This window comes from Paenisporosarcina sp. FSL H8-0542, from assembly GCF_038632915.1.
Classification (GTDB): Bacteria; Bacillota; Bacilli; order Bacillales_A; family Planococcaceae; genus Paenisporosarcina.
In genome coordinates this window covers 3,041,591-3,055,885 of the sequence record NZ_CP152050.1, presented here as the reverse complement: position 1 = coordinate 3,055,885, position 14,295 = coordinate 3,041,591, and the positions used below count along the sequence as shown (strand labels likewise).

General features: G+C 42.3%; 12 protein-coding genes. 9 read left to right on the top strand and 3 right to left on the bottom strand.

The window, feature by feature from the left end:
• The first annotated feature begins 57 nt into the window (after nucleotides 1-57).
• The 5 genes from MHH33_RS15335 to MHH33_RS15315 all read left to right on the top strand — a co-directional run bounded on the left by MHH33_RS15335 (nucleotide 58) and on the right by MHH33_RS15315 (nucleotide 5,283).
• Nucleotides 58-1,230: a saccharopine dehydrogenase C-terminal domain-containing protein gene (locus MHH33_RS15335; RefSeq protein WP_342542235.1), complete on the top strand. Its 1,173-nt coding sequence runs from the start codon at nucleotides 58-60 to the stop codon at nucleotides 1,228-1,230.
• Nucleotides 1,231-1,245: 15 nt separating this feature from the next.
• Complete coding sequence (locus MHH33_RS15330; RefSeq protein WP_342542234.1) at nucleotides 1,246-2,445, top strand: acyl-CoA dehydrogenase family protein; 1,200 nt, start codon at nucleotides 1,246-1,248, stop codon at nucleotides 2,443-2,445.
• Between the two features lie 46 nt (nucleotides 2,446-2,491).
• On the top strand, nucleotides 2,492-2,623 hold the full coding sequence (locus MHH33_RS15325; protein WP_016428383.1) for an RAxF-45 family protein: 132 nt from the start codon (nucleotides 2,492-2,494) through the stop codon (nucleotides 2,621-2,623).
• 246 nt (nucleotides 2,624-2,869) lie between these two features.
• Complete coding sequence (gene abc-f, locus MHH33_RS15320) at nucleotides 2,870-4,738, top strand: ABC-F type ribosomal protection protein (protein ID WP_342542233.1); 1,869 nt, start codon at nucleotides 2,870-2,872, stop codon at nucleotides 4,736-4,738.
• A gap of 20 nt (nucleotides 4,739-4,758) precedes the next feature.
• The gene (locus MHH33_RS15315; protein WP_342542232.1) at nucleotides 4,759-5,283 is read left to right on the top strand and encodes a hypothetical protein; all 525 of its coding nucleotides are present in this window, start codon (nucleotides 4,759-4,761) and stop codon (nucleotides 5,281-5,283) included.
• A 47-nt stretch (nucleotides 5,284-5,330) separates the two neighbouring features.
• Here the strand turns inward: MHH33_RS15315 and MHH33_RS15310 are convergent, their stop codons facing one another.
• Nucleotides 5,331-5,492, bottom strand: coding sequence for a hypothetical protein (locus MHH33_RS15310; protein ID WP_342542231.1), 162 nt, complete (start codon nucleotides 5,490-5,492; stop codon nucleotides 5,331-5,333).
• 176 nt (nucleotides 5,493-5,668) lie between these two features.
• On the opposite strand from MHH33_RS15310, the gene MHH33_RS15305 reads away from it, so the two are divergent.
• The gene (locus MHH33_RS15305) at nucleotides 5,669-7,837 is read left to right on the top strand and encodes a beta-propeller domain-containing protein (protein WP_342542230.1); all 2,169 of its coding nucleotides are present in this window, start codon (nucleotides 5,669-5,671) and stop codon (nucleotides 7,835-7,837) included.
• Nucleotides 7,838-7,866: 29 nt separating this feature from the next.
• Here the strand turns inward: MHH33_RS15305 and ade are convergent, their stop codons facing one another.
• Nucleotides 7,867-9,639, bottom strand: a complete 1,773-nt coding sequence (ade, locus tag MHH33_RS15300; RefSeq protein WP_342542229.1) for an adenine deaminase — start codon at nucleotides 9,637-9,639, stop codon at nucleotides 7,867-7,869.
• 234 nt (nucleotides 9,640-9,873) lie between these two features.
• Here ade and MHH33_RS15295 point away from each other — a divergent pair, with 234 nt between their 5' ends.
• The gene (locus MHH33_RS15295; protein ID WP_016428378.1) at nucleotides 9,874-10,620 is read left to right on the top strand and encodes a threonine/serine exporter family protein; all 747 of its coding nucleotides are present in this window, start codon (nucleotides 9,874-9,876) and stop codon (nucleotides 10,618-10,620) included.
• 10 nt (nucleotides 10,621-10,630) lie between these two features.
• A complete protein-coding gene (locus MHH33_RS15290; RefSeq protein WP_016428377.1) occupies nucleotides 10,631-11,089 on the top strand; it encodes a threonine/serine exporter family protein in 459 nt (152 codons plus the stop codon).
• Nucleotides 11,090-11,151: 62 nt separating this feature from the next.
• On the opposite strand, the gene MHH33_RS15285 is transcribed toward MHH33_RS15290, so the two are convergent.
• On the bottom strand, nucleotides 11,152-13,161 hold the full coding sequence (locus MHH33_RS15285) for an EAL domain-containing protein (RefSeq protein WP_342542228.1): 2,010 nt from the start codon (nucleotides 13,159-13,161) through the stop codon (nucleotides 11,152-11,154).
• Nucleotides 13,162-13,375: 214 nt separating this feature from the next.
• Between MHH33_RS15285 and MHH33_RS15280 the strand changes: the two genes are divergently transcribed.
• Nucleotides 13,376-14,275 carry an EamA family transporter gene (locus tag MHH33_RS15280; RefSeq protein ID WP_342542227.1) on the top strand — a complete coding sequence of 300 codons (900 nt, stop codon included), beginning with the start codon at nucleotides 13,376-13,378 and terminating at the stop codon, nucleotides 14,273-14,275.
• The last annotated feature ends 20 nt before the right edge of the window (nucleotides 14,276-14,295 follow it).

The following is a 14,295-nucleotide window of genomic DNA, read 5'->3' as shown; positions in this document are numbered from 1 at the left end:
AGACTGTCAGCATCACATATACATGCAAAGAAAACGTTTTACAAAGGGGATGTAAGAATGAAGGTTGTTGTATTAGGTGCAGGATTAATGGGGAAAGAAGCGGCGCGTGATTTAGTCAAAAGCGAAAACGTCGAAAAAGTGTTTTTAGCAGACGTGCAAGTGGAGCAAGTGCAGGCTTTTAAGGAGAAAATTCAATCCGATAAAATAGAAGCAGTTCGGTTAGATGCCAATGATGATGCGCAATTGAAAGAAGTCATGAGCAAAGGCGACGTTGTCATTAACGCATTATTTTATTCATTCAACGAAAAAGTAGCGCGTACAGCAGTTGAAGTTGGCGTTCATTCAGTGGATCTAGGAGGTCACATTGGAGGAGCGACGGATGCGGTGTTAAGTTTGGCTTCTGAAGCACAAGCGAAAGGCATTACTCTCATTCCAGACTTAGGGGTAGCTCCAGGAATGATCAATATTTTATCTGGATATGGTGCAAGTAAGTTAGATGAAGTCAAATCTATCAAACTGTATGTAGGTGGGATTCCAGTTGAACCGGAAGGTCCATTGAAATACAACATCGTCTTTTCATTGGACGGGGTGATGGACCATTATACGGACACATCACACGTTGTCCGAAATGGTGAATTGATCGAAGTGCCATCCCTTTCCGAAATCGAGCCGATTCATTTTGATGAATTCGGTGAACTGGAAGCTTTCCATACATCAGGGGGAACTTCTACATTGACAAAAACGTTTCCGAAAGTGGAAACACTCGAATATAAAACAATACGTTACCCAGGCCACGCAGAAAAATTCAAAGTATTGGTGGATCTAGGCTTAACAAATAAAGCGACAAAAGTTGAAGTGGATGGAAAAACAATCAGTACGCGTGAAGTGCTGAAAGCCGCTTTGACGCCTGGTTTATTACTTGGTGATAAACAAGATGCCGTACTGTTACGTGTAATTGTGTCCGGTGACAAAGATGGGGAACTGGTTAAATATGAATACGAACTCGTGACGAAGAAAGATATGACGGATCAAGTAACCGCAATGGCGCGTGCAACGGCAAACACGATTTCAATTGTTGCACAGATGATCGGCAATGGGGAAATCACAAAACGAGGCGTATACGCACCTGAACAAATTGTGCCTGGCGATACCTACATTAATGAAATGAAAAAACGAGGCGTACAAATTCAAGAATCCATACAACAATCAACTACGGTTGGTAACGGATAACAGGAGGCACTCATCATGAACTTCGATTTTTCGGAAGAACAACAATTACTTCGTAAAACGGTCCGCCAATATGTGGATGCAGAAATTATTCCCCATATGGCTGAATGGGATGCAACGGGTGGATTTGATCAAAAAGTATGGAAAAGATTAGCGGAACTAGGTTTCATGGGCGTTTGTGTCCCTGAAGCATACGGTGGAAGCGGCATGGACTACAATTCACTTGCAATTGTTTGTGAAGAATTAGAACGGGGAGATACAGCGTTTCGTACAGCTGTCTCCGTGCATATCGGATTGAACTCCATGACGTTAATGCAGTGGGGCACAGAGGAACAAAAGCAAAAGTATTTGGTACCGCAAGCGAAAGGTGAAAAAATCGGTGCTTTCGGTCTTACGGAACCAGGCGCTGGTTCGGACGTAGCCGCAATGGCAACAACAGCGACTCGCGACGGGGAAGATTACGTTTTAAAAGGTCAAAAAACTTGGATTTCCCTTTGTGATAAAGCGGATCATTTCATCGTTTTTGCATATACTGATAAATCGAAGAAACACCACGGCATCAGTGCGTTTATTGTGGAACGCACGATGGAAGGCTTCAGTTCGAAAGCGATTAAAGGGAAGTACGGCATTCGTGCAGGAAATACGGGAGAAATTTTCTTTGATGATATTCGAGTGCCGGCTACAAACCGTTTAGGGGAAGAAGGCGAAGGGTTTAAAATTGCCATGTCGGCTTTGGATAACGGAAGATTTACAGTTGCTGCAGGCGCTGCAGGTTTAATCATGGCGTGTATTGAAGCAAGTGTGAAATATTGTAACGAGCGCGAAACGTTCGGCAAGCCAATTGGTAAACACCAATTGGTACAGCAAATGGTTGCGAAAATGGAAGCAGGTCTTCAAATGAGCCGTCTCCTTGTCTACCGTGTTGGTGAACTGAAAAATAAAGGCGTGCGTAATACGCGCGAGACCTCATTAGCGAAATGGCAAGCTTGTGATTTTGCGAACCAAGCAGCAGATGACGCTGTGCAAATTCACGGTGCGTATGGCTATTCGGATGAATATCCAGTCGCAAGATACTTGCGCAACTCAAAAGCACCGGTTATTTACGAAGGAACGCGCGAGATCCATACAATTATGCAAGCGGAATATGTACTTGGGTATCGTGAAGATAAAAAATTATCGAACATGTTGCCAAAATGGCCATTTGAAATCGATAAATAAATATGATAGAATATTCTCAACTTGAATGAACGGAGGTGAAGAAAGAATGAAGAACGCTGTGAATGCACGTGGTTTTATACTGGAATTTTTATCCACATCATGTGCGATTACTCATGAAATTTCTAACAACGGGACAGGTCTGTCCAATTTTAGAAAATTACATGCACATCACAGCTGACAAGACATTCTTTCTTCTCCATATGGAAAAGCGCAAAGCGCCACTCTAGCCCAACACCGGCGCTGTTCGGTTGAAAGGCAATTGCCTTTCTGACCCCTTTTAAGGGGCACGCGGGCTGGCGCTTGGAGCCAGACATCGAGAAAAGACTGCTTGCTTTTCAGGCAGTCTTTTTTTGTACGCAAAAATAAATCTACTGCAAATGAAGAATGGATTGCTTCCAGCTGAATTCGAAAGGAAGCGGAAAATATGATATGTACAATACAGGAAATCAGTAAAATGCTAGGTGGAAACATCATTTTTGAGGACTTATCACTGGCAATCAAAACAGGTGATAAATTAGCCGTTGTAGGACGTAATGGTACAGGGAAAACTACACTATTTAAATTGTTAGCTGGTGTAGAAAGTCCTGATTCGGGAAGCATTCATTTCAAAAAAGGAAATCGGACTGGCTACTTGGCCCAGATTCCTTCCTACTCAGAGGAAGTGACGGGGCTCGATGTTCTGACAATGGCCTTTGAAGAACTGCTCAAGATGCAAACGCAAATGACGGACCTTGAAATGAAAATGGCCAGCGCAACGTCTGAAGAAATGGAACGATTGCTTCGTCAATATGGAAATATCCAGGAACAATTCACGCTGCGTGACGGATATTCATATGAATCGGAAATTGATAAGGTCATACAGGGGCTGCAATTGGAAAACTTTGTTGATCGGTCATTCCCATCGTTGAGTGGTGGAGAACAAACAAAAATCATGCTCGGTCAATTGCTTCTGACGAAACCAGATTTATTGTTACTCGATGAACCGACGAACCATTTGGATTTGTTTGCCGTGGAATGGCTTGAACAGTATTTGGTTGATTATGAAGGTACGGTCGTCATCATTTCGCATGACCGTTACTTCCTGGATCAGGTCGTCACAAAAGTTGCGGATCTCGAAGAAGGCGAATTGATTTTATATCATGGCAATTATTCATCGTTTGCCATCCAAAAAGAAGAACGCATCATGCGGGAGTTCCAGGAATACGAGGAACAGCAGAAAAAAATCAAGAAAATGCGCGAAGCCATCAAGCGCCTGAAACTTTGGGCAAATGAAGCAGTTCCGCCGAATGCTGCTTTGCACCGTCGTGCACGCAATATGGAAAGGGCTTTGGAACGCATGGAGAAAGTACGGAAGCCGCTGATTGATCCGAAAAAAATGACTCTATCATTTGAAGCAGCTCCACGAAGTGGCAAGGAAGTGGTGGTCATGGAACAAGTGTACAAATCTTTCGGCGACAATGTGTTGCTTGCAGGAGCTGACTTTAATGTTAGGTGGAAAGAACGTGTTGCAATCGTCGGTCGAAACGGAACTGGCAAGTCCACTATTCTGAAATTACTGCGTGGAGAACTCGAAGTCGATGCAGGCACCGCACGTCTTGGCAGTAATGTGCGAGTAGGATTCCTGTCTCAACATTTCGAGATTGCCAACCCGAAAGCGCGCCTCATTGATGTCTTCCGAGCGGAAGTCAATGTATTTGAAGGGGAGGCGCGCCACATTCTCGCGAAGTTTATGTTCTATGGACCCGACGTTTTCAAACGGGTTGGAGATTTAAGCGGAGGAGAACGGATGCGATTGCGTCTTGCGCAACTCATGCACCAGGACATCAATTTATTGATGCTTGATGAACCAACAAACCATTTGGATATCGATTCGCGAGAAGTGCTCGAAGAAGCACTCGAAGATTTCCAAGGGACCATAGTGGCTGTCTCCCACGATCGCTACTTCCTGAATAAACTATTCCCTCGCACCGCTTGGTTGGATCGGGGAACATTCATTACCTTCGAAGGAGCCTATGAATGGGCACGTTCGAAATGGGCAGAACGTCAGACCTCGCTTGAAAAAGAAGAACCGGTCAAAAAGGAAGAACGAGTCAAAACTATCCGTGAACGGGAGGAACAACCTCGTTCTTTTGAAAAGGAAATTGCCGATGTTGAAGAAGAACTAGCGACTCTCACTGCTCAAATTGAAGCTGAAGCGGATTGGCAAGAATACGAAAATTTATTAGTGATAAAGAAATCACTAGAAGAACGTTTGGAAGAACTAATGGCGGATTGGTTTAAATACGAGGCGTGAATTAAAAGAGAAGGGAAAGAGTGAGTCAGATGAAATATGGATGTGTCTTGTTTTTGCTAACTTGTTGTTTCGTACTGACTGGATGTTCTTCAGCTGCCACTAAAGTTGAGCTTACTGCATCAAGCAAAGCGAGTGAGGATGCATTCATATTGGAGTTGACTTCAATTGCCAAACAGTCCAAAGAACATGAAAAAGATTCAATTACTGCCCGGCTGAAATATACTGGGCCGGATAATGAAGTAAGGATTTCGCATGGTGGTTTTTCGCCAATCGAATTCTCGGTAAAGGAATTGAACAAAAATAAAGACATAGGCGGAGTTTCTCAGACTATATTAAGCTCCACAACTTTAAAAAAGGATGAGTGGCTAGAAGTTCCTTTTTCGAAGTCCGGGGAAATAACGAAGGATGAATTCATAAAAGAGTATTTCAACAAAGATGGTTTCCCAAAGGGTAAATACGAAATCACCGCAACCACTGATTTTGAAGTCGAGCAGACCGGAGAAAATGTAAAGTTAAAGACAGTTATTGTAATAGAAGTGGACTAGAGAAACGGAATCGCCTTCAGCGGTTCCGTTTTTGTTTCGCTTACTGGTCAATTAAATTGTTTAGAAAACATGAATTTTAGATAAGCGATGCCGAATACTTGATATCCGATTGCGAAATCCAGATAACCTTCCCCGAAATGGAGATATCCATCCGTGAATCCTCGATATCCCCCTACGGATTCTCGATAAATCCCCCACCCAGCCCTCATAAGAATAAAAACAATCTTCACCCCCGCCGAGTATCTACCTTGTCCTAATTGCAAGAATTGCGTTATGCGATTTAATAAGAAATTCATTAAATAAATTATTTTCAGAATAATTGAAACCAAATTGCTCTTTATCGGTCTAATGAAATAACTAGCTTAAAAAAAGAGGAGAGATGGTATTGAAAAAAAGAAGTGTTTGGCTCATGGTCGCTGCAGTGATTGCAGGAATAGTCCTATCGTTTGCGTTTTATATTGATAAAGTGACAGTCAGTGCTTCATCGATTGCGTTGTCTGAGCAAGGATGGAAAGCGAATTTTTCGGAGCCGTTAAAAGCTTCAGCCATATCGGATGGAACGATATATTTGGTTGATCAGCAAGGAAAGAAAACGAATGCGAAATTGCAGCTTACACAAAACGGTCATTCAGTTAAAGTGACCGGAATCAAACCGGGTTCGTATATATTGCACATCAAGAAGGAAGCTATTCAAGGCGGATTCTTCAAATCCATGTCGACCAGTAAATTATCGTTTACTGTTCACAAAGATTTGCAAACTGTAAAATCGGAAAAGCAATTGAAAGATTACTTCGCTAAGTTAAAGAAACAAATGAGTCAGATGTACACTGATTCAAGGGCAGATTCAGCTGAAAGCGAAAACTCGATGGATTCAAGCAATAAATCTGCTCTATCAAGCAGTGGAGGAGAAGCTGACCACTCGGAAACGAACAATCAAGTGGAAGGCGTAGATGAATCGGATATGGTGAAGACAGACGGGAAATTTACTTACTCTATATTAAATGGACGTGTAATTGTAACGGATATTCAAAATCCTGCAAACATGAAGAAAATGGCTGAACTGTCATTCGACGCAGAATTCTATCCAACACAGTTATTCTTACATGAAAATACATTGATTGTGCTTGGAGATCGGCATGTACCATATGATTATGAGGAAACCTCAGGAAAAGTCTCCAGTAAAATGATGATGCCTGTTAACAGTTCCACAAATGTACGTTTCTATGATGTGAAAAATGCGAAGAATCCGAAACTGATACGGGAAATCGGTGCGGAAGGATACTTGAACGGGGCTAGAAAGACAGGAGACATGTTGTATTTCGTGACCAATGTGATGCCAAACTTCTGGGCAATGGAAGGGGCAAAAGATGTAGAGTTGCGTCCTTACACATTTGACAGTAAGAAAAAGGATAAAGTATCATCCATGCCGCTTTCTGATTTATCCATCTTGCCGGGAACACTGGAGGGGACGTATAGCGTCATTACGGCTATGAATATTGAGAATCCAGAGCAATCCCAAGTTGTAACGAAAGGGTATCTGGGCGGAAGCAATGCCATGTATATGTCTAAAGAGGCGTTGTATTTAACTGCCCCTATCTATGTACCTTCAAAGAATGATGATAACAATAATGCCATTGATCGAATTTGGAATCCCCAGGAAACCAATACGGAAATATTCAAGTTCAATTTAGATGGAACTAAAGTTGAATTTGTATCATCTGGAGAAGTGACGGGCATGCTCCTAAATCAGTTTTCGATGGATGAGCATGAAGGTTATTTCCGTGTCGTAACTACGAAAGGCTTTGCGTGGAATACGGATGAGCTTTCTGAGAACAATCTATATATTCTAGATGCCGGTATGAAAAAAGTGGGTTCCATCGAAGGACTTGCGAAAGGGGAACGCATTTACTCAGCTCGTTTTATGGGAGACAAAGCGTATATGGTGACGTTTAAAGAAACTGATCCGCTGTTTGTGATGGATGTCTCAAATCCATCAGCGCCAAAAGTACTAGGGGAGTTGAAAATTCCAGGTTTCAGTAATTACTTGCACCCATTGGACGAAAACCATCTAATCGGTTTCGGTTACGATACAAAAACGATTCCAGGCGAAAATGGCAGCCAACCTCGAACCATTACTGGGGGCATGAAAATCTCATTATTTGACGTAACAGATTTTGCTAATCCGAAAGAAAAAGACGTAGAAATTTTGGGTGGTCAAGGCACTTACAGCCCATTGCAATACGATCACAAGGCATTATTCCAGCACCGAGGCAAAGGTTTATACGGTTTTCCTGTGACGTTGTATCAGGGTACTAATAAGGATGGATACGATCAGTATGCAGGCGAAGGTGCAATGATGTATGAAATAACGGCTGAAGAAGGAATCAAGCAAGTGGCCAACATGATTAAATCATCCAAGCAACAAAACGAAGATTGGGAGCAGCTCGTTCAACGGATGGTTTATGCTGGAGATACACTTTATACTATTTCAATGAAAGAAACGAAGAGTTATGATTTAAATACGTTTAAAGAGATTGGTGTAGTCACATATTAATAACAAGGCAGGCCACTAACGCGATTCGCTTAGTGGTCTGCTTTTTCGTTCGTATTCGCGTCAATTCCGATATGCTGGAATGTGGTGACATCGAATAATCCCGTATCAGTTAATTTAAGTGATGGAATGACTGGCAAACTTAGAAATGATAAGGTCAAAAATAAATGAAAATCGAGCTTCGGATGAATGGTATGGATTGCTTCATGCAAGTTTGCCAGTGATTGTACTGCTTCCTCGAGAGGAACTTTCGTCATCAATCCGGCTATAGGCAATGCAAGCGAAGCCATGATTTGACCATCATGGACAACGACCAATCCACCCTGCATATCCTGCAACGCCTGTACAGCCGCAATCATGTCTTCATCATTCGTACCCAGAACAATCGCATTGTGGGAATCGTGAGCAATGGTGGTCGCGACTGCTCCTTTTTTTAGGCCGAAGCCCTTCACAATGCCCAATCCAATGGTGTGTAATTGATGATGCCGTTCAATTACAGCCAGTTTCAATTGATCCCGTTCCATGTTTTGCACGAATGCGCCATTTATAATTTCAACTTTTTCAACCACTTTATTGGTAACAATCTGGTCTGGTATGATTTCCATAATATTCGCTTTGGCACCTTGCGGGAGCGGGATAGCCAAATTTTCGACCGTCAAAGTAGGCAAATGAACGGAATGGCGAATTCGAACGGTACAATCCGTTTGAGTTTCAGTAGCGTTTATCATGCGGCCATGCTCCGCCACCTTGACTCCTTTCTTGAATACAGCAGCTACTTTGAAAAGTTCAAGATGATCGAGCAATAGAAAATCTGCTTCGAAGCCCGCTGCCAATGCTCCTTTTTGAGACAAACCATAACATTCCGCAGCATTCAGCGTGGCCAATTGAATCGCTTGAAGAGGTTCCATTCCAGCTTTAATGGAGAGACGTATAGCATGATCGATGCTGCCTTCGTCCACCAGTTCATCCAGGTGTTTGTCGTCTGTACAAAATAAAAATCTTCTTGCATTGTGAGGTGTTACCGCAGGAAGCAAATCATGTAGATTCTTCGCAGCAGAGCCTTCACGTATTAACACATACATGCCTTGGGTAATGCGGTCACGTGCTTCATCCGCTGTCACACATTCATGGTCTGTCTGAATGCCGGCTGCGCGATATCCTCGAATCTGTTCGCGTTGCAATCCCGCTCCGTGCCCATCAATTCGAAGACCCGCTTCCTTGGTCATCAGGAGCTTTGAAAGCATTCCTTCGTCTCCGCTCAAAACCGCTGGATAATCCATTACTTCTGCAAGTCCGAGTACGGAAGGGTGGGAGAGAAGCGGTTGTAAATCTTCTGCTTCCAGTCTTGCACCTGCATGTTCAAAGGATGTGGAGGGTACACTCGAAGGGAGCATGACAAAAATATCCATTGGGCTTTTTTCTGCATCTTTCAGCATGAATTGGATGCCCTCAACTCCTGCAACATTTGCAATTTCATGTGGATCGGTCACAACAGTCGTTACGCCGTGGGGCAATAAAACATCACCAAAAGCAGATGGGGTGAGCATCGACGATTCAATATGGATATGTCCGTCAATCAAGCCGGGTACGACATAGCGTCCCCCTGCATCCATTTCTTCAATTGCTTCAAATGAGCGAGTAGAATCAATTGCGACAATAAAGCCATCCGAGACAACGATATCTGCGTTCGCCCAAACAAGTGAAAATACATCCGCTACACGCGCATTGCGCAAAATGAAATCAGCAGGCTGTTTTTGTTGGGATACCGCGATGATTTTTTTGAGTGTATCGATTGAACCTTGCATGAAATTTCCCCCTTTATGAAAAGAATTTACTTATAGGTATTGTACTGTCGTATATACGAAATGAATAGTTTATAGAACCGGAAAAGTGAATATGTAATGGATGGCTACTCACGTTTATATCATTGTACTCGGTATGAGCAATAGATTCATGTAAAGTACCAACAATATTTGTTTTTTACTGCACATTTCGTTAAGATTGTGCAAAGGTGATAAGTGAAAGGAGTGGGCAAAGACGTGCTAAATGAGAAGAATGATTTGGCAATAGATTGTTGCCTGCTTGCGGGTCGACTAATGATTGAGAGTGGTGCGGAAACGTATCGGGTTGAAGATACAATGACCCGTATGGCGATTTCACAAGGTCTGATAGGGACCCAAAGCTTCGTCACACCAACAGGAATCATGTTTTCGCTTGGAAAAGATGGCTCGACACGGTTGATGACCATTCGGGACAGGGTGACAGATTTAGAGAAAATAGCACTTGTGAATCAAGTATCAAGAAAACTGGCCACCACTGAACTGACTATCGAAGAAGCATATGAAGAACTACAACGAGTTGCCAGTGCCAACTTAATGTTCCCTTTTCTATTACAGTTTATAGCAGCTGCAGTTGCTAGCGGGTGTTTTCTTATCCTGTTCGATGGTGTCGTGAAAGATGTTCCGGCAGCGACCATTGCAGGTGGAATGGGGTTCGTTGTGGTCACATTAATACATGAATTGACCCGTGTTAAGTTTTTCGCGGAATTCATTGCTGCCTCAATCGTTGGAACCCTGGCTTTTTTAGCGGTTCTGCTGCAAGTTGGGGAAGACTTGAACACTATCATTATCAGTGGTGTCATGCCATTGGTACCAGGATTGCTCATTACAAATGCAGTACGCGATCTTATGGCCGGGCATTTTGTTTCCGGGGTATCAAAAGGTGCAGAAGCATTGTTGACAGCATTCGCAATCGGTGCAGGCGTTGCACTCGTACTATCATTTTAGGAGGGGTGTCATGATTTGGATTGTAAAAGCGGTGTTAAGTTTTATTATCGCAATGTCATTTGCCATTATATTTAATGCCCCTAGAAAAAAACTAGTTGCAGCCGGCTTAGTAGGGATGTGCGGTTGGGTAATTTACAGTGGTTTTACAATGGTTTCAGGTGATGCAATTCAAGCATCCTTTGCAGGAGCTTTTATCGTAGCGCTGGCATCACATATTTTATCTAAACGTTTCCGTATGCCGATGATCATTTTCAGTGTACCGGGCATCATTTTACTCGTTCCCGGAGGACTTGCATACAATGCGATGCGCAACATTGTGGAAAATGACTATTTAACCGCCATCTCTTACGCTTCCAAAGCATTTATGACATCAGGTGCGATCGCAATGGGTTTGGTGTTTGCTGAAGTTTTGATGCAGTTGATATTTAGGTATTTAAGTAGAAAAAAGGCGGCTTCTCAGAATGTTTGAGAAACCGTCTTTTTTATGTCTGAGCAAGGTGTCAAGCTAAACAGGCACTTTGCGCATTTATTTTATAAATTTTCAATTTCGCCAGCAGATACAGGATGACTGATATAGAAACCTTGAATGGCGTCACAGCCGAGTTTTGTCAATAAATCCTGTTGTTCTTTTGTCTCAACACCTTCAGCCAAGACGCGTATCTCCATTGATTTTCCAAACTGAATCATGCCGTGTACTAGTTTTTGCAATTTCTCTTGTTTCGTAATGGACGCGATAAATGATTGATCGATTTTAAGTTCGGTAATCGGTAGCATCTGCATATAACGGAAAGACGCATAGCCTGTCCCGAAATCATCGAGAACAAACCTGATGCCCTCACTTTGAAGCTGATGCATTTGGCGAATGATGGATTGTTCCGATTCCGCTTCCAGTGCAAACTTCTCAGTAATCTCAATTTGCAGTAGATGAGCAGGACAGCCAAATTTCTCTAATGTCTGTCTAACTTGCTTTACCATGTTTTTATCACGGAATTCGCGAATGGAAGAGTTTACACTCACTTTCATCGGCTTGCCGTTTTTTGCCCAAAGTGCGGCTTGCTCGCATGCCTTCTCCAACATAAAGCTCCCAATATCATGAATCATGCCTGTCTCTTCTGCAACTGGAATGAGATCGTTCGGTGTAACGGTTCCAAGTACAGCGTCTTCCCAACGAACCAGTGCTTCCACTGCATCAATCCTGCCAGTCTTTAAATCAACTTGTGGTTGATACATAACAGTTAAATCTTTATGGTGCAACGCCTCAATCAAACGTTTTTCAATCATGGCCTTTCGGCTTAACGCGACATGATTGGCTTTTGAAAGGCTGACGATATTTCCTCCGCCTTCTTGCTTCACCTTATGGATGGTCGCACTAGACGCCCTCATCATATGTAAAAATGTTGATTGATCTTCTGGGTATCTCGTAATCCCGCCACTGATTGAAATCGGGATAGCTTTGTTGCGAATGTAAATCGGATGCTGCTTCAAGTAACTTAAGAAACCTTGAATAAACCAATCACTCAAAGGCGTCAACACTACAAATTCATCTTCACCCACGCGTGCGATATCACTATCCTGGAAATACATTTTCAGGCGTTTTGCAAATTCCAGTAATAGAGTGGTTTCAGACTCTTCATCGTGCATGTCTCTCAATGTGTAAAACTTATCGATATCTAAAAAGATGAAAGAAAAGTGACGTTCTTCTGCAATAAGTCCGGACACGATATTTTCAAGACGATGGCGATTCATTAATCCTGTCTCTGAATCCACATAAGCAATTTGCTCAAGATGCAATTGCAGGCGTTTTTTATCCGTGATATCTTTTTCCAAAATGGCAAAGTACATAGGCTCATCATTCGTCGCCAAAACAGGGATGGCCGTCATATCTACCCAGTATGTTTCTCCATCTTTAGTCAGTTTTTCAACAGACCCTTGCCAAACGCGGTTGCTATTCAGGGTGTACCATATTGGGTTGACCGATTTCTCAGCTGACTCTTCGGGGAAAAGCTGCCAAAATGACTTACCAATAATACGTTTTGGCGTCCATTTACTTGTTTTCAAAAACAATGTATTTGCATATGTAATTAGCCCATCTGGGTCCAAATAAGTGAGCATAAAGGTTTCATCGATTCCCATTTTAAAGCTAGCTAATTCTTGTGTACTTGATGTTTGATCCATTGTTGGAACATTATTAACTTCAAATAAGAACATGACGCATTGTTCATTATCGATTGTCATTGAATTTAAAACAGCCGAAACATGAACAGCTTTGCCATGTTTTGAATGAATAATGAAATTTTCAAAACGAATTGGGTTCTCACTTTGAACCACTTGACTCCACGTTGATTTATGTATGGCTGAACGGTTTTCTTCGAAAAAAGGATAGAATTTTCCAACGATTTCGTCCGCAGTAAAACCAAATGTTCTCTCAGCTTCTTTGCTCCACCAAAGTACCGTTGCGTCACTCGCAGTCAGTATCATCGGAAAAGGAACATGGTCCAATATACTGCTACCATTTTCCAATACTTGTTGCATACCTTTCATTTCGCAGGACTCCTTGTTTGTATACTAATAACTCCTATTATAGAGAAGTCTTGGCATCAAGTCATTAAAATAAATAATGTTTTATTCTGAAAAATAAAGGAAAATTCAAGGAGATTTATTGGAGGTGGAAATGAAATGTTCGCAAGTTTTTCATTGAATTCACCTTGAACAATAGTAAGATGAAAAGTAGACTTGTAGATAAAGAGGTGAGTAAATGAATCGCGCAAAAGGAATCGTATTAATTATTACCGGAGCCATGTTATGGGGAGCGACGGGTCCATTGATGGAATGGATATTATCGAACTCAATGCTGACTGTTCCGTTTATGTTGACTATTCGGTTACTTGTTGCAGGAGTTGTTTTGCTCGCTTTTCTAAAATTAACAGGAAATCAATTAAGACCAATTTGGCGACAGCCATATTGGGTCAAGCGATTAATTATCTTCGCCATGTTCGGCATGCTAGGGGTTCAATATTCATTTGTAGCAGCAATTGAATCAAGCAATGCGGTAGTTGCGACGTTGCTTCAATTTTTAGCACCTATTTTTGTGGTTATATTTGTATCTTGGAGTATGAAGAAATGGCCACCTAAATATCAGTTGATTGGAATTGCCGGAACGTTGATCGGCTTATTCTTCTTATTGACGAATGGTTCATTCACCAAATTACTGTTAAGCCCTGAAGCGTTGGCATGGGGAGTCGCTGTCGGCCTGAGCTTTGCATTTTATACGTTATATCCCGGTGCCCTCATGAAAGAATGGGGTGTTTTGCTGGTGGTTGGTTGGTCGATGCTGATCGGCGGTCTGGTACTGGGAAGTATAAGTCGCGTGTGGCAATCCGACGAATGGGCTTTATTATTGGATTGGAAATTGTCCGTTCTTTTATTGACAGTCATCGTTATAGGTACAGTGGCTTTCATTTTATTTTTGAGCAGTATGAAATACATAAGTGCGATAGAGACCAGTATTTTATCAAGCATGGAGCCACTCACTGCTATGATTATCTCTGTTATTTGGCTGCAACAAGTGTTAGGGAAATGGCAGCTGATGGGGGCTCTCATCATGCTGATTTGTGTCACGTGGCTATCGATTGCGGGAGATCGGAACAAGAAATAAGTTTGCTAGAGTATCATCTA

Coding starts and splice junctions, on each gene's coding strand:
- MHH33_RS15335 (WP_342542235.1), top strand. CDS start 58: ATGAAGGTTGTTGTATTAGGTGCAGGATTAATGGGGAAAGAAGCGGCG.
- MHH33_RS15330 (WP_342542234.1), top strand. CDS start 1,246: ATGAACTTCGATTTTTCGGAAGAACAACAATTACTTCGTAAAACGGTC.
- MHH33_RS15325 (WP_016428383.1), top strand. CDS start 2,492: ATGAAGAACGCTGTGAATGCACGTGGTTTTATACTGGAATTTTTATCC.
- abc-f (WP_342542233.1), top strand. CDS start 2,870: ATGATATGTACAATACAGGAAATCAGTAAAATGCTAGGTGGAAACATC.
- MHH33_RS15310 (WP_342542231.1), bottom strand. CDS start 5,492: ATGAGGGCTGGGTGGGGGATTTATCGAGAATCCGTAGGGGGATATCGA.
- ade (WP_342542229.1), bottom strand. CDS start 9,639: ATGCAAGGTTCAATCGATACACTCAAAAAAATCATCGCGGTATCCCAA.
- MHH33_RS15290 (WP_016428377.1), top strand. CDS start 10,631: ATGATTTGGATTGTAAAAGCGGTGTTAAGTTTTATTATCGCAATGTCA.
- MHH33_RS15285 (WP_342542228.1), bottom strand. CDS start 13,161: ATGAAAGGTATGCAACAAGTATTGGAAAATGGTAGCAGTATATTGGAC.
- MHH33_RS15280 (WP_342542227.1), top strand. CDS start 13,376: ATGAATCGCGCAAAAGGAATCGTATTAATTATTACCGGAGCCATGTTA.